Origin of the sequence: Streptomyces sp. NPDC050264 (genome assembly GCF_040655895.1) — a bacterium.
Lineage (GTDB): Bacteria > Actinomycetota > Actinomycetes > Streptomycetales > Streptomycetaceae > Streptomyces.
On sequence record NZ_JBFAKV010000004.1, the window covers coordinates 364,258 to 381,551 of the forward strand.

At 70.9% G+C, this 17,294-nt stretch carries 20 protein-coding genes and 1 pseudogene; 12 read left to right on the top strand and 9 right to left on the bottom strand.

Features of this window, described 5'->3' with window-relative positions; genetic code table 11:
* Window positions 1–126 precede the first annotated feature (126 nt).
* On the top strand, window positions 127–828 hold the full coding sequence (gene phoU, locus AB0J02_RS09190) for a phosphate signaling complex protein PhoU (protein ID WP_363192940.1): 702 nt from the start codon (window positions 127–129) through the stop codon (window positions 826–828).
* A 381-nt stretch (window positions 829–1,209) separates the two neighbouring features.
* Window positions 1,210–1,728: a chloramphenicol phosphotransferase CPT gene (gene cpt, locus AB0J02_RS09195; protein ID WP_363192941.1), complete on the top strand. Its 519-nt coding sequence runs from the start codon at window positions 1,210–1,212 to the stop codon at window positions 1,726–1,728.
* A gap of 121 nt (window positions 1,729–1,849) precedes the next feature.
* Here the strand turns inward: cpt and AB0J02_RS09200 are convergent, their stop codons facing one another.
* Together AB0J02_RS09200 and AB0J02_RS09205 are read right to left on the bottom strand one after the other, a co-directional pair.
* A complete protein-coding gene (locus AB0J02_RS09200; protein WP_363192942.1) occupies window positions 1,850–2,764 on the bottom strand; it encodes a calcium-binding protein in 915 nt (304 codons plus the stop codon).
* A 213-nt stretch (window positions 2,765–2,977) separates the two neighbouring features.
* Window positions 2,978–3,358 (bottom strand): VOC family protein, encoded by a 381-nt coding sequence (locus AB0J02_RS09205; protein ID WP_363192943.1) that lies wholly within the window; start codon window positions 3,356–3,358, stop codon window positions 2,978–2,980.
* 481 nt (window positions 3,359–3,839) lie between these two features.
* Between AB0J02_RS09205 and AB0J02_RS09210 the strand changes: the two genes are divergently transcribed.
* Together AB0J02_RS09210 and AB0J02_RS09215 are read left to right on the top strand one after the other, a co-directional pair.
* Window positions 3,840–4,229: a hypothetical protein gene (locus AB0J02_RS09210; protein ID WP_363192944.1), complete on the top strand. Its 390-nt coding sequence runs from the start codon at window positions 3,840–3,842 to the stop codon at window positions 4,227–4,229.
* A gap of 55 nt (window positions 4,230–4,284) precedes the next feature.
* A pseudogene (locus AB0J02_RS09215) lies at window positions 4,285–4,419 on the top strand (site-specific integrase); the annotation flags it as partial.
* Window positions 4,420–4,501: 82 nt separating this feature from the next.
* Here the strand turns inward: AB0J02_RS09215 and AB0J02_RS09220 are convergent.
* The gene (locus AB0J02_RS09220; protein ID WP_363192945.1) at window positions 4,502–5,263 is read right to left on the bottom strand and encodes a phosphoglyceromutase; all 762 of its coding nucleotides are present in this window, start codon (window positions 5,261–5,263) and stop codon (window positions 4,502–4,504) included.
* Window positions 5,264–5,397: 134 nt separating this feature from the next.
* On the opposite strand from AB0J02_RS09220, the gene AB0J02_RS09225 reads away from it, so the two are divergent.
* The 4 genes from AB0J02_RS09225 (at window position 5,398) to AB0J02_RS09240 (ending at window position 7,425) form a co-directional block, all read left to right on the top strand.
* Complete coding sequence (locus AB0J02_RS09225) at window positions 5,398–6,687, top strand: MFS transporter (protein WP_363192946.1); 1,290 nt, start codon at window positions 5,398–5,400, stop codon at window positions 6,685–6,687.
* Entirely contained in the window at window positions 6,684–6,836 is a 153-nt protein-coding gene (locus AB0J02_RS09230; RefSeq protein WP_363192947.1) for a hypothetical protein, read from the top strand. Before AB0J02_RS09225 ends, AB0J02_RS09230 begins: the two co-directional genes overlap by 4 nt.
* Window positions 6,837–6,898: 62 nt before the next feature.
* A complete protein-coding gene (locus AB0J02_RS09235; RefSeq protein ID WP_363192948.1) occupies window positions 6,899–7,165 on the top strand; it encodes a hypothetical protein in 267 nt (88 codons plus the stop codon).
* A 68-nt stretch (window positions 7,166–7,233) separates the two neighbouring features.
* Window positions 7,234–7,425, top strand: coding sequence for a hypothetical protein (locus tag AB0J02_RS09240; protein ID WP_363193048.1), 192 nt, complete (start codon window positions 7,234–7,236; stop codon window positions 7,423–7,425).
* A 3-nt stretch (window positions 7,426–7,428) separates the two neighbouring features.
* Here the strand turns inward: AB0J02_RS09240 and AB0J02_RS09245 are convergent, their stop codons facing one another.
* From AB0J02_RS09245 to mshA, 3 genes are all read right to left on the bottom strand, one after another.
* Window positions 7,429–9,108 carry a glycosyl hydrolase family 28-related protein gene (locus AB0J02_RS09245; protein ID WP_363192949.1) on the bottom strand — a complete coding sequence of 560 codons (1,680 nt, stop codon included), beginning with the start codon at window positions 9,106–9,108 and terminating at the stop codon, window positions 7,429–7,431.
* A 171-nt stretch (window positions 9,109–9,279) separates the two neighbouring features.
* Window positions 9,280–9,780 carry a YbjN domain-containing protein gene (locus AB0J02_RS09250; RefSeq protein ID WP_363192950.1) on the bottom strand — a complete coding sequence of 167 codons (501 nt, stop codon included), beginning with the start codon at window positions 9,778–9,780 and terminating at the stop codon, window positions 9,280–9,282.
* Window positions 9,773–11,116 (bottom strand): D-inositol-3-phosphate glycosyltransferase, encoded by a 1,344-nt coding sequence (mshA, locus tag AB0J02_RS09255; RefSeq protein WP_363192951.1) that lies wholly within the window; start codon window positions 11,114–11,116, stop codon window positions 9,773–9,775. The genes AB0J02_RS09250 and mshA overlap by 8 nt, the downstream gene beginning before the upstream one ends.
* A 179-nt stretch (window positions 11,117–11,295) precedes the next feature.
* Here mshA and AB0J02_RS09260 point away from each other — a divergent pair, with 179 nt between their 5' ends.
* The 3 genes from AB0J02_RS09260 (at window position 11,296) to AB0J02_RS09270 (ending at window position 15,000) form a co-directional block, all read left to right on the top strand.
* A complete protein-coding gene (locus AB0J02_RS09260; RefSeq protein ID WP_363192952.1) occupies window positions 11,296–12,090 on the top strand; it encodes a class I SAM-dependent methyltransferase in 795 nt (264 codons plus the stop codon).
* Window positions 12,091–12,259: 169 nt separating this feature from the next.
* Entirely contained in the window at window positions 12,260–13,357 is a 1,098-nt protein-coding gene (locus AB0J02_RS09265) for an NlpC/P60 family protein (RefSeq protein ID WP_363192953.1), read from the top strand.
* 317 nt (window positions 13,358–13,674) lie between these two features.
* Complete coding sequence (locus tag AB0J02_RS09270) at window positions 13,675–15,000, top strand: SpoIIE family protein phosphatase (RefSeq protein WP_363192954.1); 1,326 nt, start codon at window positions 13,675–13,677, stop codon at window positions 14,998–15,000.
* Between the two features lie 19 nt (window positions 15,001–15,019).
* Here the strand turns inward: AB0J02_RS09270 and AB0J02_RS09275 are convergent, their stop codons facing one another.
* From AB0J02_RS09275 to AB0J02_RS09285, 3 genes are all read right to left on the bottom strand, one after another.
* Window positions 15,020–15,355 carry a DUF2516 family protein gene (locus AB0J02_RS09275; RefSeq protein ID WP_363192955.1) on the bottom strand — a complete coding sequence of 112 codons (336 nt, stop codon included), beginning with the start codon at window positions 15,353–15,355 and terminating at the stop codon, window positions 15,020–15,022.
* 124 nt (window positions 15,356–15,479) lie between these two features.
* Window positions 15,480–16,076 (bottom strand): hypothetical protein, encoded by a 597-nt coding sequence (locus AB0J02_RS09280; protein WP_363192956.1) that lies wholly within the window; start codon window positions 16,074–16,076, stop codon window positions 15,480–15,482.
* Window positions 16,077–16,104: 28 nt separating this feature from the next.
* Window positions 16,105–16,500, bottom strand: coding sequence for a helix-turn-helix transcriptional regulator (locus AB0J02_RS09285; protein ID WP_363192957.1), 396 nt, complete (start codon window positions 16,498–16,500; stop codon window positions 16,105–16,107).
* A gap of 299 nt (window positions 16,501–16,799) precedes the next feature.
* Between AB0J02_RS09285 and AB0J02_RS09290 the strand changes: the two genes are divergently transcribed.
* Window positions 16,800–17,261 (top strand): DUF2255 family protein, encoded by a 462-nt coding sequence (locus AB0J02_RS09290; protein WP_363192958.1) that lies wholly within the window; start codon window positions 16,800–16,802, stop codon window positions 17,259–17,261.
* Window positions 17,262–17,294: the final 33 nt, after the last annotated feature.

Consider the following 17,294-nt stretch of genomic DNA (forward strand, 5'->3'; position numbering starts at 1 on the left):
TCACCTTGGATACGGAGTTGGTTCACTTGGGATGCCGGATCCGGACGCGTACGGGGGCGAACGTGGGAGCGTGGGGCCGACCCGGTCACACGGAGAGAGCCTCAGTGACAGAGAGGGAACGTTCGTATGCGTGACGCGTACCACGAGGAACTTGACTCGATCGGCGAGGGCCTGGTCGAGATGGCCCGTCTTGTCGGGTCGGCTATCGGGCGCGCCACCACGGCCATGCTCGACGCCGACCTGAAGCTCGCCGAGAGCGTGATCGCCGCCGATCAGAAGGTCGACGATCTGCAGCACGACCTGGAGGCGCGGGCCATAGCCCTGCTCGCGCGGCAGCAGCCGGTGGCGACCGATCTGCGGATCGTGGTCACCTCGCTGCGGATGAGCGCCGACCTGGAGCGCAGCGGGGACCTGGCGCAGCACGTCGCCAAGCTGGCGCGGCTGCGGTTCCCCGAGCGGGCCGTGCCGCACGACCTGCACGCCACCATCCTGGAGATGGGGCAGCTGGCGCAGCGGCTGATGGCGAAGGCCGCCGAGGTCATCATCACCAAGGACGTCGATCTGGCGATGCAGCTGGAGCAGGACGACGACGAGATGGACCTGCTGCACCGCACGCTCTTCCAGCACCTGATGGACGAGAAGTGGAAGCACGGGATCGAGACGGCGGTGGACGTGACGCTGCTGGGCCGCTACTACGAGCGGTTCGCCGACCATGCCGTGTCGGTCGCGAAGCGGGTGATCTACCTGGTGACGGGTGAGCACGTGGATGACACGCAGTCGTCGGCGGCGTCGGCGGCGGCGTCGGTCACGTCCGTGGAGACCCCCTGACGGTTCTCCGCCCGTACGTGCGTCAGGGCCCCGCACCCGTGACAGGTGCGGGGCCCTGCGGTGTCCGCGGGCGGGTCAGCCGGTGCAGCCGCCGCACTGGCACGGTGCGCCCGACTGGCAGCCGCAGCCGCAGCCCGAGCCGCACCCGCAGGCCCCGAGCAGTACCAACTGGGGTGCGGGGTGGGTCACTCGGCTGGAGACAGCGGGCGGTTCGGGTGTCCGGTGGGGCCTGGGGGACTCGGCAGCCATGGTTCCCTCCTCGGTGGTCTCCGCGCTGGAGTACCTCCCCCATTGCATGCCCAGCGAGGTGGGCGCATCAACGGCGCATGCGCGCGCGGTAACTCGCCGGCCCGTGCCCCGGCGCGGGTCTACGGTGCGACCGTGACCCACGTGATCGTCCTCAACGGCGGCTCCAGCTCCGGCAAGTCGGGCATCGCCCGCTGCCTGCAGTCCCTGCTCCCCGGCACCTGGCTCGCGCTCGGCACCGACACGCTCGTCGAAGCCCTCCCGAAGTCCGACGAGGTCATCGCCTTCGGAGCCGACGGTTCGGTGACCGTCGGCGCTGCCTTCCGCGCGGCGGAGGAAGCCTGGATCGCGGGTGTCGCGGCGATGGCGGCTGCCGGGGCGCGGGTCGTCGTGGACGAGGTGTTCCTGGGCGGCGCGGGCTCGCAGGACCGCTGGCGCACGGCCCTGCGGGGCCTCGACGTGCTCTGGGTCGGGGTGCGCTGCGACGCCGCGGTCGCCGCGGGCCGGGAGGTGGCCCGGGGCGACCGGGTCACCGGGATGGCGGCGTCGCAGGCGGAGTTGGTGCACGAGGGCATCACGTACGACGTCGTCGTCGACTCGACGCGGACCGAGGCGCTTCAGTGTGCGCGGGAGATCGCGCGGCACGTCGGCTGACGTGATGGCGGAATGCCTGCGTCAGTCCTGGTGTCAGTCCTGGTGTCAGTCAGTCCTGGCGCCGGTTTTTGCGTCAGTTTTTGCGTCGCTCCCGGTGACAGCCCTGATATCAGTCCTGATGTCAGTCCTGATGGACGACGTTCGTTCCCGGGCCGCCGGAGAGCGTGTCCTGGCCGGGGCCGCCGTACAAGGTGTCGTTGCCGCTGTTGCCGAACAGGGTGTCGTCGCCGCTGTTCCCGTAGAGGACGTCGTCGCCCTTGCCGCCGTACAGGAAATCGTTCCCGGTTCCGCCGTATATACGGTCGTTGCCGTCGTCGCCGGAGAGGTTCTGGTCGCCGGCGCCGCCGTGGATCACGTCGTTGCCCGCGCCGCCCGCGACCGAGCTGGAGTCGCCGTCGGCGTCGATCGTGTCGGCGCCGGTCCCGCCCTGGATGACGGCCCCGCCGCCGGTGGCGTGCACCGTGTCGGCGCCGTCGTCGGCCAGCACCACCGCGGCGGCACCCACCGTGATGGTGTCGTCGCCGGCGCCGCCGCGCACGCTGTTGCCGTCGACGCCGCCGGTGTCGGTCAGCTTGTCGGCGCCCTCACCCAGGTCGATCGAGGCGAAGTTGTAGGTCTGGTCGGTGGCGTTGTCGTAGGTGACGACGTCGTTGCCGTCGCCGAGGTGCAACTCCAGCGTGGCGTACGGGTCCTGGCTCTCCAGGGTGGTGACCGTGCAGGTGACCTTCGTGCGGTCCTCGCTGTCGGGGTACGTGCAGCCGTCCCCGGCGTCGATCGGGGCGACATCGTCGAGCACGTAGGTGATGTCCGCGGAGCCGGGGGCCTTGGAGGCGGTGACGGCCGCCTGGTTGGCCTGGCCGGGGGCGGCGGTGTACACGGCGAAGTGGCCGCTGGAGTCGAGCGCGGCGGTGGCCGAAGGAGTCGCGGCGGCGACCGGCCCTGCGAGGACGGCCGGGGCGGCGAGCCCAGCGCCGAGCGCCAGGGTCAGCGCCGAGGCGGTTCGTAACATCCGGCGGCTGATGAGGTGAGAGGGCATTGCGCTACCTCCGTGGGGAGTATGTGCTTCCTGGGACCGGTCCCGGTTCCGATCACAAGTGACTCCCCGCGGATGTGCTTGGTTGCGGGCCGCGAATACGCCCGCGCAGGCCTTCCGCACCTCATCTGACCTGCGCCGATGAGCTGATCGTCGGCGCAGGTACAGCTACGCTTCGGGCACGCTTCGACTGAAGTTCACGCTGCCCGGAGGCCGTCAGAGCGGGTTGAGACGGGCCTTGAGCAGGCAGAACTCATTGCCCTCGGGGTCCGCGAGCACGTGCCACTGCTCCTCGCCGGTCTGGCCGATGTCGGCCGGGCGCGCCCCGAGCTTCAGGAGGCGTTCGAGCTCGGCGTCCTGGTCGCGGTCGGTGGGGTTGACGTCGATGTGCAGCCGGGTCTTCCCCGGCTCCGGCTCGTCCCTGCGGCTGAGGATGATCGTCGCCTGCGCGCCGCCGAACCCTTCGCGCGGCCCGATCTCGAACATCTCGTCGCCCTCGCGATCGAGCACGACGAAGTCCAGGACCTCGCACCAGAACCGCGCCAGCACCTCGGGTTCGCGGCAACCGAGCACGAGTTCACTGATACGACATGCCATGAACGAGACCTACTCTCAGCGTGGAGCGTGAACACTTCCGGAACGACCGCGCGCGATGCTTGCGAACTCCCCGCGGTACGCATCCGCCCGAGACCGTACTGGGCGGGGCGGACGGGGGCGGAGGGTTTACGCCCCGCGTCATGAAAATACCCCCGACGCGCACGCCAAGGCGCAGGTCAGGGGGTTGTTGGTCGTTGCCGGTAGTCGCCGGAGGCTCCACAGAGGTTCCCGACCTGAGGTGCCGCGCGGCCTCTTGGGCCGGAGGTTCCGCCGGCTTGGGTATCGCCTTGCTTCACGCGGGGCGATGGCGGCGGCGGTCCGTCTCACTGTGGGATCAGAAACATGGGTACCTGGCCGGGGGGGGCGACGTCGTCTTTACATACGGACGATCCTGTTCTGTCTCCTTCACCTCAAGAACGAACTTACGATCGCACAGTCGTGTTTCAGGTGGTTCAGACGTTCAGGGGGCAGCATGTCCAGCATGTCCAGGCGAGCACTGTTGGGTTACTCGGGAACGGCCGCGGCGGGTGCGGTCGTCGGGGCCTCGGCTCCGGCCACCGCGGCGCAGGACACCGCGGCGCAGGACACCGCGGCGACGGACACCGCGGCGACGGACGAGACGGCGGCGGTCACGTTCAAGCGGGACACCTACTTCGACGGCAGCTCCCAGATCGCCAACACCAACCCCGACTACAGCGAGCCCGACGGCTACGTGCGCATCGAGTTCCGGATGACCTTCGAGAGAGGCAACCCCGCCGTCGAGACCATCGAGCCCCTCGACATCGCGGGCGCGCTGAACGAGTTCCTCGCGTCGCGGGGCTGGCCCGCCATCACCTTCTACGGCACCCCGGAGCCGGCCCCGCTCAACTAGCCGCAAGGTGTATTGCCCCGCAGCGTTGTCGACCGCTCCGGCGGCCGAGCGGTAGGCCCTCGCTGAGTACCTCGGGCACTCCGATCCGGGCCTGACGCTCAAGGTGTACGCCCACCTCATGCCGAGCAGCCAGGAGCGAGCGCGGCAGACTCTCGAGCGAGCCCTCCGGCCGCAGGACCCAGAGGGCTGAGGTTCCAGGAAAGTTCCAGAGCGCGAAAATGCCTCCCATCCGCGCCGTATGCGCAGGTGGGAGGCATGACCACAGAGGGCTGCTACTTCTTCTTGCCCTGGTTCTTGACCGCCTCGATGGCCGCCGCGGCCGCGTCCGGGTCCAGGTATGTGCCGCCCGGCTTCACCGGCTTGAAGTCGGCGTCGAGCTCGTAGGACAGCGGGATGCCCGTCGGGATGTTCAGGCCCGCGATGTCGGCGTCGGAGATGCCGTCGAGGTGCTTGACGAGGGCGCGGAGCGAGTTGCCGTGGGCCGCTACCAGGACCGTCTTGCCCGTGAGCAGGTCGGGGACGATGCCATCGAACCAGTACGGGAGCATGCGGACGACGACGTCCTTCAGGCACTCCGTCTGCGGGCGCAGCTCCGGCGGGAGCGTCGCGTAGCGCGGGTCGGAGAACTGGGAGTACTCGGCGTCGCGGTCGAGCGGCGGCGGCGGGGTGTCGTAGGAGCGGCGCCACAGCATGAACTGCTCCTCGCCGAACTCCGCGAGGGTCTGCGCCTTGTCCTTGCCCTGGAGGGCGCCGTAGTGACGCTCGTTCAGGCGCCAGGAACGGTGGACGGGGATCCAGAGGCGGTCGGCGGACTCCAGGGCGAGCTGCGCCGTGCGGATCGCGCGCTTCTGGAGCGAGGTGTGGACCACGTCGGGGAGCAGGCCGGCGTCCTTCAGCAGCTCACCGCCGCGGATCGCCTCCTTCTCGCCCTTCTCGTTCAGGTTGACGTCCACCCAACCGGTGAACAGGTTCTTCGCGTTCCATTCGCTCTCGCCGTGGCGGAGGAGGATCAGCTTGTACGGTGCGTCGGCCATGGGCCAAGACTAATCGGCCCGCATGATCCGTGCCGATTGACGGTCCCCGTCAATTCGTTGGCACACATTCCTACCCGGGCCGTAAGTTACGCAAACCATCGTCGCCGCTTACACCGTTCCCGGGGGATGCACCCATGTCAGTCGCCGCGCTCAGACGTGCCGCCAAGGAGTCGGTCGCCGGGCTCCCCCGCGAGTTCTGGTGGCTGTGGACCAGCACTCTGGTGAACCGGCTCGGCGCGTTCGTCCTCACGTTCCTCGCGTTGTACCTGACGGCGCAGCGCGACTTCTCGGCGTCGTACGCCGGTCTCGTGGCCTCGCTCATCGGGTGCGGCGGGGTGATCGCCTCGATGCTCGGCGGGGTGCTCGCCGACCGGTTCGGGCGCCGGCCGACGCTGCTCGGCGCGCAGCTCGCCACCTCCGCGACCGTCGCCGTCCTCGCCTTCGTACGCGACCCGGTGTGGATCGCCGTCACCGGCTTCGCGCTCGGGCTCGCCTCGAACGCGTCGCGGCCCGCGGTCCAGGCGATGATGGCCGACATCGTGCGCCCCGCGGACCGGGTGCGGGCCTTCTCGCTCAACTACTGGGCCATCAATCTGGGGTTCGCGGTCTCGTCCGTGTACGCCGGTTTCCTCGTCGCCCAGAGCTACACCGTCGGCTTCCTCGTCGAGGCCGGTATGACGTTCGCCTGCGCCTGCGTCGTCTTCGTGAAGGTGAAGGAGTCGCGGCCCGAGCGGACCGCGCCCGTCGCCGGCGCCGCGCCGTCGGCGCCGGTCACCATGGGGACCGTGCTGCGCGACCGGCGTTTCATGCTCATGGTCGGGCTGTCCTTCCTCGTCGCCGTCGTCTTCACGCAGAGCTCGGTCGGGCTGCCGATCGTCATGGGCGAGAACGGGCTCACCAGCGCGGACGTGGGGATCGTCGCCTCCGTCAACGGCGCCATCATCGTCGCTCTGCAGATTCCGCTGACCCGCTTCATCGAACGCCGGGACCCCGGCCGCCTGTTGACCTTCTCCTCACTCCTCATCGGCTACGGATTCGCTCTCACCGCGTTCGCCGGGTCCCTCGCCACGTACGCGCTGACGGTCGCCGTGTGGACGCTCGGCGAGATGGTCAACGCGCCGACCCAGTCCGGCCTCGTCGCCCGCCTCGCCCCCGCCGAGGGCCGCGGCCGCTACCAGGGCGTCTACACGACCTCCTGGTCCGCGGCGGCGCTGGTCGCCCCGCTGGCCGGCGGTTGGGTGCTGGACTCCGCGGGCGCGGGGTGGCTGTGGGCGGGGTGCGCGGTACTCGGCACGGTGGCGGCGGCCGGGTACTGGCTGCTGATGCGCGGCTTGCCGGGACGCCGTCCGGCGGCGCCCGCACCGGTCTCCGTCGCCGCGTCCGCCGACGGCGCGACCACCGACACCGTGAGCCGAGTGGCATGACTGGCACTGGGAAGGAGGCGGGCGCCGCCGATGCTGCCGCATACATGCACGTACGGGACCACCTCTTCGAACATCTCGGGCTTGCCGATCCGGAGACGTTGGAGCCGTTGAAGGCCGGTCGGGCACGCGTCTACCTGCGGGCTTTCTGAACGTTCCGGGTAATGGCCCTGTCCCCGCTTGGCGGGGCTTCACGGCGGGTACGGGACCGTACATGTCCGAAGTCTTCAGGACCGACGAGGCGCCCAGGACGCTGGTGGGCGGCGTCGAAGTCGATGTGCCCAACAGCATTCCCGCGATCCGTGCGGCGCTCCCGCTGCGGCGCCGCACGGAGTTCGACAAGGCGATCAACGCGGCCGGGGTCGGTGAGATCCACGCCGTCATGCGGCACTGGATGCTGGAGGCCGTGCCCGACCCGGAGGCCGACGCGATCCTCGCCCGGCTCGCCCGGGACGAGGCGGAGAGGCGGGGCCCGGCTTGAGCCGTCGCCGCAGGCGCAGTGCCTGCCGTATCGCGTACGCCCCGCCCGCCGACGACACCCTGGCCAAGATGACCGACGGCGAGTCGTTCCGCGCCGAGATGACCCGCACCGTCGGGCACGACCCGTACGGGCACGGCTCCAGCTCGGTGTCCGGTGAGCGCGACCGGCGCGAGGCGACGATCGGCGGGGCGATCGTCCTCTACTACGTCTCGGGGACCGTGCTCACCGTGACCGTCGTGCGGATGGTCGCGCTCGGATAGGGCTCAGCGCAGGGCGCGTTGGGCCTCGTACAAGTTCGCCGGGCGGACCGCGTCCGTCGTCCCGTACAGCTCCAGGCGGGAGTTGAGGGGCCCCGTGAAGTCCGGCACGTCCGTCTGGCCGAACTCGCGGACCGTGTTGACCCCGACCGTCGCGCTCCACGGTGCGAGCCCGTCGATCTTCATCAGCCCCGCCCGCTCATTGGTCACCCTGATGTTCCAGTGGGTGAAGCGCGCGCCGAACAGGGGCCCCGCGGAGGCGTCGCCGCCGTGCTGCCCGTTGTTGTTCACGGTGATGTCCGTGCGGACGTTCGCGAACGGCATGCCGCGGTGCGAGTCGAAGGTGCCCATCTCCATGCGGCCGCGCGACCACACGTTGTACGAGGAGAGCCCCTCCACGTTGATGCCGTGCAGCTGTGTGCCCGCGGGCGCGGCGACCGTGCGCTGCTCGATCGCGAAGTCCTCGACCAGGTTGTCGTGGGAGCCCTCGCGGCAGAAGTAGGGGTGGTGCGCGCCGCGCCCGCCGACCCTGGTGCGGCGCAGGGTCGAGGCCGAGGCGGCGACGAACCCGAAGCCGTTGTCGACGTTCCACACCGTGACGTCGTCGACCCAGCAGTCGTACGCGCACTGCAGCGCGACGCCGTTGTAGCCCTTGTCGAGCAGGTGCTGGAACTGCGGGGTCTCGACGGCTTCGAGGGTCAGGCCCTCGACTCCGGCGCCGGTCAGCGCGGTGACGTGGGTGACGATCCGCGGGTCCCATTCCGGGCGTACGTCGAGGGGCAGCGGGCGCTCGAAGGTGACCCGGCCGCGCTTCACCGAGGCGATGCGCACCGGCCATTCGTAGGGCACGTACGAGGTCAGCTTGGTCTTGTCGTCCCAGTAGTAGGCCTCGGGGCCCGGGCCGCCGCCCGCCATGTGCTCCAGGAGCGTGTGATCGGCGTCGTCGGCGAGGCGCAGCAGGACCAGGTCGCCCTTGCGGAGTCCGGCGGCGTCCCCGACCTGGACGGACCAGGAGCCGCGCTCGGCCGGTTCGACCGTGGTCAGGGTCTGCCACTCGTCGCGTTTGTTGCCGGTCCAGCCCTCGAAGGGCCAGGCCTTCGCCCTGATCGCGTCGGTGAGCGTTCGGAACCGGTCCTCGGGGCAGAGCCAGATCAGGCCGCCCGCCCAGGACCAGGACGACTTGTCGCCGCCGTAGCGGGAGCCGTAGACGCCGATGAGTTCGGTGAGGTTCTTGGTGGCGTACAGCTTGGTGCGGTCGCTGCCCGCGCCCTTGAGGACCACGTCGTCGTAGCCGATGTGGATCAGGTCGTCGACGCGGTACGTGCCAGGGCGCAGGAGCACCGTGCCCCCGCCGGCCCTTCCGGCAGCGGCGAGGGCACGGTTGATCGCGGGGGCGCTGTCGGTCGTGCCGTCGGCGACCGCGCCGTAGGACTCGGGCCGGAAGACCCGCCCCGGGCGGTCGGAACGGGGGCGGCCCGTGCGGTATCCGGCGCGGCCGATGTAGGGGATCTGCGGGTGGGTGAAGGGGGCTTTGGTGAACTCGCGCCAGATGCCCGGCACTTGGCCCCTGGTCCGGGCGCCGGTGGCGCTCGCCGCCGGCGCTCCCGCCCCCGTCGCGGCGGCGGCCGCCACCGCGATCGCCCCGCCCAACACGCCACGTCTACTGAGATCCCGCACCGATGCCATCGCTGCCACCCTTCACCGACGTACAAGTATGTGAACGACGTTCACGTGAGTGCCGGGCGCGAGCATGCCACGGAGACCGCAGGCGCGGAAGGGGTCGCGCAGCCGCCAACTGGCAGAAAGGGACGCCTGCTTAACGGCTGCCTGAGGACAGACCTGAGGACTGCCTGAGGGTTACTTGGAAGGGCGCTCGATCAGATGCGTGAACGCGTCCAGGTTGCGCGTGGATTCGCCGCGCGCGACCCGCCACTCGTGCTCCTTGCGGATCGCGCTCGCGAAACCGAGCTCCAGGAGCGTGTTGAACGCGCCGTCGGCCGCCTCCAGGACCGACCCGAGCAGCCGGTCCAGTTCGTCGGGCGTGACGGCGGCGAGCGGCAGTTTGCCGGTGAGGTAGATGTCGCCGAGCGGGTCGACCGCGTAACTCACGCCGTACAGGCGCAGATTGCGCTCCAGGAGCCAGCGGTGGACCCCGCCCTCGTTCTCGTCCGGGTGGCGGATCACGAAGGCGTTCAGGGACAGGCTGTGCTGCCCCAGGCGCAGCGAGAGCGTCGTGGAGAGCTTGCGGGTGCCGGGCAGCGTGACCACGTACGAGCCGGGCTGCGGGCACTCCCACACCAGCTCGGCGTCCTTGAGGGTCGCCTCTACGGTCTCCGCGGGCGTGGGGTGGTCAGCCATGGTGCGAGGGTACGTGACGGCGGTGTTCCTGCATGGCCGCGGTGTATACGTCGGCCGTCGCCGAGGCGGCCGTGTCCCAGCCGAAGGACTGCGCGTGCCGGGCGGCCGCGCCGCCCATGCTGTCCACAAGACGGGGATGGTCGGCGAACTCCCGCAGCACGCGCGCGTAGTGGGCAGGTTCGTGACCGTCGACAAGGAAGCCGGTCTCGTCGTGCCGTACGGCTACGGGGAGACCGCCCACGGATGCGGCGAGGACGGGGGTCCCCGCGGCCTGCGCCTCTATGGCGACGAGGCCGAAGGACTCGCTGTAGGACGGCATCACCAGGACGGACGCGGCGCGGAACCAGTCCGCGAGCTGGTCCTGGCCGACCGGCGGGTGGAAGCGGACGACGTCCGCGATGCCGAGCCGGGCGGCGAGCTTCTGCAGGGCGGCGGGCTTGGCGAGGCCACTGCCGCTGGGGCCGCCGACCACGGGCACGACGATCCGCGAGCGCAGCCCGGGCCGCTCGTCGAGCAGTACGGCGACCGCCCTGAGCAGGATGTCGGGGGCCTTGAGCGGCTGGATGCGACCGGCGAAGAGGGGGACGAGGGCGTCCTGCGGCAGGCCGAGGCGGGCGCGGGCCGCGGCACGGCCGTCGGCGGGGCGGAACCGCTCCAGGTTCACGCCGGGGTGGACGACGGCCACCTTGCCGGGGTCGGCCTCGTAGTGGCGGACCAGTTCGTCGGCCTCTTCGGAGGTGTTCGCGATGAGCCGGTCGGCGGCGCGCACGATCTGGGTCTCGCCGATGACGCGGGCGGCGGGCTCCGGGGTGTCGCCCTCGGCCAGCGACGCGTTCTTCACCTTGGCCATGGTGTGCATGGCGTGCACGAGGGGCACGCCCCAGCGCTCGGCGGCCAGCCAGCCGACGTGCCCGGAGAGCCAGTAGTGCGAGTGCACGAGGTCGTAGTAGCCGGGGCGGTGGCCCGCCCAGGCCTGCATCACGCCATGGGTGAAGGCGCACAGCTGAGCCGGCAGCTCCTCCTTGGCGAGGCCTTCGTAGGGTCCCGCGTCCACGTGGCGGACCAGGACGCCGGGGGCGAGCTCGACCTCGGGGGGCAGGCCGCCGGTGGTGGCGCGGGTGAAGATCTCGACGTCTATGTTGATCGCGGCGAGGCGCTTGGCCAGCTCCACGATGTAGACGTTCATGCCGCCCGCGTCGCCCGTACCGGGCTGGTGCAGCGGGGAGGTGTGCACGCTGAGCATGGCGATCCGGCGGGGGCGCCGGGCGCCGCCGGAGAACCTCAGCCGGGCGGGCGGAGCCCCGGAACGGCGGAACCTGGTCACGTACTGGCTCACGTGGCGGGCCCTCCTAGGTGGGGCGTTCAAGCGGTACAGCGGGCACGGCTCGGAGCGGGCAGGCACCCCGCTCCAAGAACGGCAACGCCGGAGCACCCTCCTCCATTCCAGTTTGCCGAATCATTACCGTTCGGGCCTCAACCACAGTCCCTCCCGGTGCAGCGCATACCCTCGTGGCCATGAGCCCGCGTACCCCGTCCCGCCCCCTGGGAACAGTGACGCGGGGTACCACCAACCCCAATCGCCTGCGCCGCATGGACCGCTGGATCGCGGCCGTGCACGGTGCCGCGCTGCGCCGCGCGGACGACCCGGTGGCGGTCGATCTCGGCTACGGGGCGGCGCCCTGGACCGCCGTGGAGCTGCTCACCCGATTGCGTGACACCGCGCCCCGCGCGCGCGTGGTCGGCATCGAGATCGACCCGGCGCGGGTCACGGCCGCGAAGCCGTACGAGAGGGAGGGGCTCACCTTCCGGCACGGCGGCTTCGAGCTGCCCCTGGCGGTACCCCCCGTGCTGATCCGCGCCGCGAACGTGCTGCGCCAGTACGACGAGGAGCAGGTCGCCGACGTGTGGGAGCGGCTGTGCGGGCGGCTCGCGCCGGGCGGCCTCCTGGTCGAGGGCACCTGCGACGAGATCGGCCGGCGGCACGTGTGGGTGGCGCTCGGTCCGCGGGGGCCGCGCACGGTGACGTTCGCGACCCGCCTCGGCTCCCTGCACACCCCCTCCGACCTGGCCGAGCGGCTGCCCAAGGCGCTGATCCACCGCAACGTCCCCGGCGAGCCGGTGCACGCCTTCCTGCGGGACTTCGACCGGGCCTGGGCGGCGGCCGCGCCCTACGCCTCGTACGGGGCACGGCAGCGCTGGATCCGTACGGCACGGACCCTCACGGCGGACTGGCCGGTGGTGGACGGGCCCGCCAGGTGGCGACAGGGTGAACTGACCGTGACCTGGGGCGCTTTGGCGCCGCGGGCGTAGTTCACCGGCTGGACGGCCACTGCTTGCCGCGGGAGGGGAACGATCACCGCCCGCCGTTCGTCAGACCGTGCGGGGTCTGTCGTATTCGGCGTTCGCATGGCACCATCCCCGGAGCGCGCGCATGTTACTGACGGTAAATCAGATGTGACTCGGCTGTGGGGCGGGGCGGATGAGCAAGCGGAGCACGACGACGATGGCTGCGGTGGCGCTGGTGTGCGCCGTGACCGTACTGACGGCGCCCGGAGCGGCCTTCGCGGCCCCGGCTCCCACGCCGTCCCCATCGGGCTCACCCTCGGCCTCCCCCACGAGCGCCGCACCGGACACTCCGGAGACCGCGGAGCTGGAGGCGGTGCGCAAGAAGATCGACAAGCTGTACCACGACGCGGCGGTCGCCACCGATGAGTACAACGCGGCGGAGGAGAAGGCCGACAAGCAGTCCGTCGCCATCGTGAAGCTGGCCCAGAAGATCGCGGCGGGCCAGAAGAAGCTGGACCGCCTCCAGAGCAGCGCGGGCGCGGCGGCCCGGGAGCAGTACCGCACGGGCGGGATCCCGCGCGAGGCCCAGTTCATGCTCTCCGGCGACCCGCAGCAGTTCCTCGACAACGCGGGCCGGGCGTACCAGGGCCAGCAGGCCACGAGGAACCTGCTCTCCGAGCTGGCGCGGACGCAGAAGGACCTCGCGGGATACGCCGAGGACGCCTCCGCCAAGTGGAAGGACCTGGAGGAGGGCCGCAAGAAGAAGGCCGCCGCGAAGAAGAAGGTCGAAAAGCAGATCAAGGAAGCGCAGACGCTGGAGGGCAAGCTCGAGAAGAAGGAGCGCGAGCGGCTCCAGAAGCTGGAGGAGGAGGCCCAGCAGAAGGCGCAGACGGCCTGGCTCTCCTCGGGTGTCCTCAAGGAGATCGACGGCAAGGCGTCCAAGGCCGGCAAGGAGGCCGTGCAGTTCGCCACCGCGCAGATGGGCAAGCCGTACGTGTGGGGCGCCGAGGGCCCGAAGTCGTTCGACTGCTCGGGGCTGACCTCGCAGGCGTGGGCGGCGGCCGGCACGCCGATCCCGCGGACGTCGCAGGAGCAGTGGAAGCAGCTCAAGCACATCGCCGTCGAGGACATGCGCCCCGGCGACCTCATCATCTACTTCGACGACGCCAGCCACGTCGGGATGTACATAGGGGACGGGGCGATCATCCACGCGCCCCGTCCGGGGCGAACCGTGACCGTGGCGGGCGCCGGATCGATGGCGATACTCGGAGTGGTGCGGCCCGACGCGTAAGAGCGCCGCCGGAGCGTCCGAGGGGCGCGCGGCAGCCGCGCGACAGCCGTGCGACCGGCTCGCGCGGCGGTGACCTGGGACACGTGACCCACCGCACTCGGCCCCTCGCGGTTCCGGCGCCCCGGCGTGATGTTCGTCATCCCCCCGAAGCCCGCCCACCGCCGGGACCTGCCCAATTCCCATACCGCTTGCGGCATATGACGCTGGCTGTTCGCCCTTGACCATTCCGTTGAAGCGCCGGGTACCGCTAGGGTCCCCGTCTGGTGGCGACGACCTTCGTCCCACCGTGCCCTCGGGGGAGGGAAGGAAACCGAGCGATGCCCGTACCCGTACCGCGGCAGAGAGCGATCCCCGCCGTGGAAGGTGGTCAGGCTCACGCTGCGCCGACTACAGCGACCACGCAGGCGGGGCTGCCCCTGCAGAAGACCGCCGATGACACACCGGCTCCGGGCCCCGTCGTGCCCGCGTCCCCGCCCACGACCGCCCTGACGCTCCTGGTGATCGAGGACGACCCGGCCGGGTCCCTCTCCATCCCGGAGATGCCCGACGCGGCCGGCCGCCCGATCCGCGTGCGCACCGCCCGCAACCTCACCGAGGCCGAGCGGCTGCTCACCCATGACGTCAACTGCATCCTGCTCGACCTCTCGCTGCCCGGCGCGAAGTCCGACACCGGCGCCGACGAGCTGGAGACCCTGCGGCACGTGCTGCGCCTCGCGCCCCGGCACGCCGTGCTGGCCCTGACCACGTCCGGCGACGCCGAGCGCGCCGCCGAGGCGGTCCGCGTGGGCGCCCAGGACTATCTGTTCCGCGACGAGCTCGACGCGCGCCTGCTCGGCCGCGCCGTCCGCTACGCCGTCGAGCGCAAGCGGGCCGACATCGCGCAGCGCAAACTCACCGAGTCCCGGCTGCGCGCGCAGGAGAACGCCCGCCTGGAGCGCGGCCTGCTGCCGACCCCGCTGCTGGACGGCTCGCCCCTGCGGTTCGCCGCGCGCTACCGGCCCGGCCGCTCCCGCGCGCTGCTCGGCGGCGACTTCTACGACACGGTGCGCACACCCGACGGCACGGTCCACGCGATGATCGGCGACGTCTGCGGGCATGGCCCCGACGAGGCGGCGCTCGGTGTCGAACTGCGCATCGCCTGGCGGGCGTTGACGTTCGCGGGCCTGTGCGGCGACGAGCTGCTCTCGACGCTCCAGCAGGTCCTGGAGCACGAGCGGGAGAGCGACGAGATCTTCGCGACGCTGTGCACGGTGGACATATCGCCGGACGGCCGCCGCGCCGGCCTGTGCCTGGCGGGCCACCCGTCCCCGCTGATCGCGAGCCCGGGGCGCCCGGCGTCCCTGCTCCCGTACGAGAACAGCGGCCCGGCACTCGGTCTGCTGCCGAAGGCCCGATGGCCGCGTATGCAGGTGGAGTTGGGAGCGTCCTGGAGCCTCATGCTCTACACGGACGGACTCATCGAGGGCCGGATCGGCGAGGGCAACCAGCGGCTCGGCCAGGAGGGCATGGTGGAGCTGATCCGGCGCAGACGCGCCGACGGTCTGGTCGGCGAGGAACTCCTGGAAGCGGCCATGAACGAGGTCCGCGACCTCAACGGCGGCGACCTGACGGACGACGTGGCGGTACTGCTCCTGGACCGCTGACGGCCCCGGAGGGGGTCGGTCAGCGCCCGCCGTTGTACGGCCCGTACGGCCCGTCGCTGCTGGAACCGCGGCCCTTGCGGCCGCCGCCGCCGGTGATCTGCCGGACGGCGGGCCGCACGTCCACCATGTACACGATGGTCGCGACGAGCCCGATGATCGGCAGGAACGACAGGATCGGGAACAGCAGGTTCGCGGCGAACGCGAGCCCGAGGATGATCAGCCAGAACGGCTTGGTCTTCTTGTCCGCCGCGCGGTAGGCGTCCTCACGGCGGATGGCGGCGTCGACGAGAGCGAAGCCGCTGAAGACGGTCAGCGCAAGGCTCAGTAGCGACATCACATTGGCGAACCCCTGCATCAACACAACGCCACCACCAAAATCGTCTTCCGAACGGTCCTACGAGCTTGCGGCCACCGTACCCGCACAACGAGCCGGGCACGCGCTGCGCGCCCGGCTCGTGACGCACCCCGTACCTACCGGGTTACTTAACGGGCGGCGTCGGGTCCGTGCTCTTCTTGGCGGTGGTCGTCTTCTTGACCGGAGCCTTCTTGGCGGCGGGCTTCTTCGCCGCGGCGGCCTTCGCCTCGGCGGAGTCGGCGGCCGCGGCCTCCGGCTGGGGCTCGGGGTCCGGCTCGACGGCCACGGCGATCTCGTTGATCTCCTCGGCGGCCTCGCCGCGCCACGCCTTCACGGTCTCCTCGCCGTGCTCGGCGACCTTCTCGTACGTCTCGCGCGCCTTGACGGCGGCCTCGGCGGCGAGGCCGACGCCGCGCAGGGCGAACTCCTGGGCACTCTCACCGAACTTCTTCAGGTCGGTGTCGAAGGCGGTGACGAACTCGGTCACCTTCGCGCTGACGGTCGCCTGGGCCTCCTTGGCCCGCGTCGTCGCCTTGTCCTGCACTTCCTTGGGGTCGGTGTTGCGCACGGCGTCGAAACGCGCCGGCGCCTCGGCACGCAGCTGCTCGACCAGGCCGGGCACCTTCTTGGCCTGCTGGTACGCCAACTCGGCCGTACCGGCGGCGAAGTAGAGCGGGGTCGGGTCGGAGAAGGTCTTGCGCAGGTCGTCCTTGATGGCCATGGCGGTGGTCCTCCCGGATCACATCTACTTACTTGCTCGAGGGCTCGGCATCGCCGCCGGCCACGTCGCCGGCGCTGGTCCCGTTCTCATGCCTGAATGACTCGTAGATCTGCAACAGGACTTGCTTCTGGCGTTCGTTGAGGGAGGGGTCGGCGAGGATCACCGCACGCGTCTCCACCTCGTCCCGCTCCCGCTCCGCGTCGAGAATGCCCGCGCGTACGTACAGCGTCTCGGCGGAGATCCGCAGCGCCTTGGCGACCTGCTGCAGCACCTCCGCGCTCGGCTTGCGCAGCCCGCGCTCGATCTGGCTCAGATACGGGTTGGACACCCCGGCCGCATCGGCGAGTTGACGGAGCGACAGCTGCGCGGTGCGCCGCTGCTCGCGCAGGTACTCGCCGAGACTTCCGACGTTGAGCGATGCCATGCGCCGATACTGCCCCACCCGTGCTAACTATTGCAAGCGACTGCTTGCAAAAGTGTTCCAAGCCACTGATCGCCCCGTGCGGCCCTCGGCGGCGTCCTGAAGGAGCGTGGCGTCGGGGAACCGGTCCACCGGCTCCGCCAGGCGATGGGCGACGGCCGCACGGCCGGGACCGTCGTGCCCGGCAACTCCCCGGGTGGCCCCGTTGGCGCGCCGCCCCGCCGCCGGTCCCCCACCGGCGCAGCATGAGACCGCGAGCATGAGCGCAGCCGCCTTCGAGGCCTCCAAGGAGACGTACGGCCATGAGCACCGACCCGGTCGACCCCACCGACGCCACTTCCCCCACCGGACCCGACGACCCTTCCGACACCACCCCCCGCCCGGCCGCGGCCTGGACGGACGCCGAACTCGACGCGATCGGCACGGCCGAGGAGCTGGAGATCGCCTCGCTGCACTCCGACGGCACCACCCTCGGCAGCGGCCGCACGGTCTGGGTGGTCCGCGAGGGCGACGACCTCTACGTCCGCTCTGTCAACGGCCCCGGTTCCGACTGGTACCGCGCGAGCCGCGTCCGCGAGGCCGGCCGGGTCACGGCGGGCGGCGTCACCCGCGAGGTCACCTTCCAGACCGTCGCCGACCCCGGTCTCAACGACGCGATCGACGAGGCGTACCAGCGCAAATACAGTGCCTACGCCGCCCGCGTCCTCGCCCACATCACCAGCGACTCGGCCGCCTCGACGACGATCCGCCTGCTGCCCCACTGACCCGGCCGCCGCGGACGGAACGGCGGGTTGACC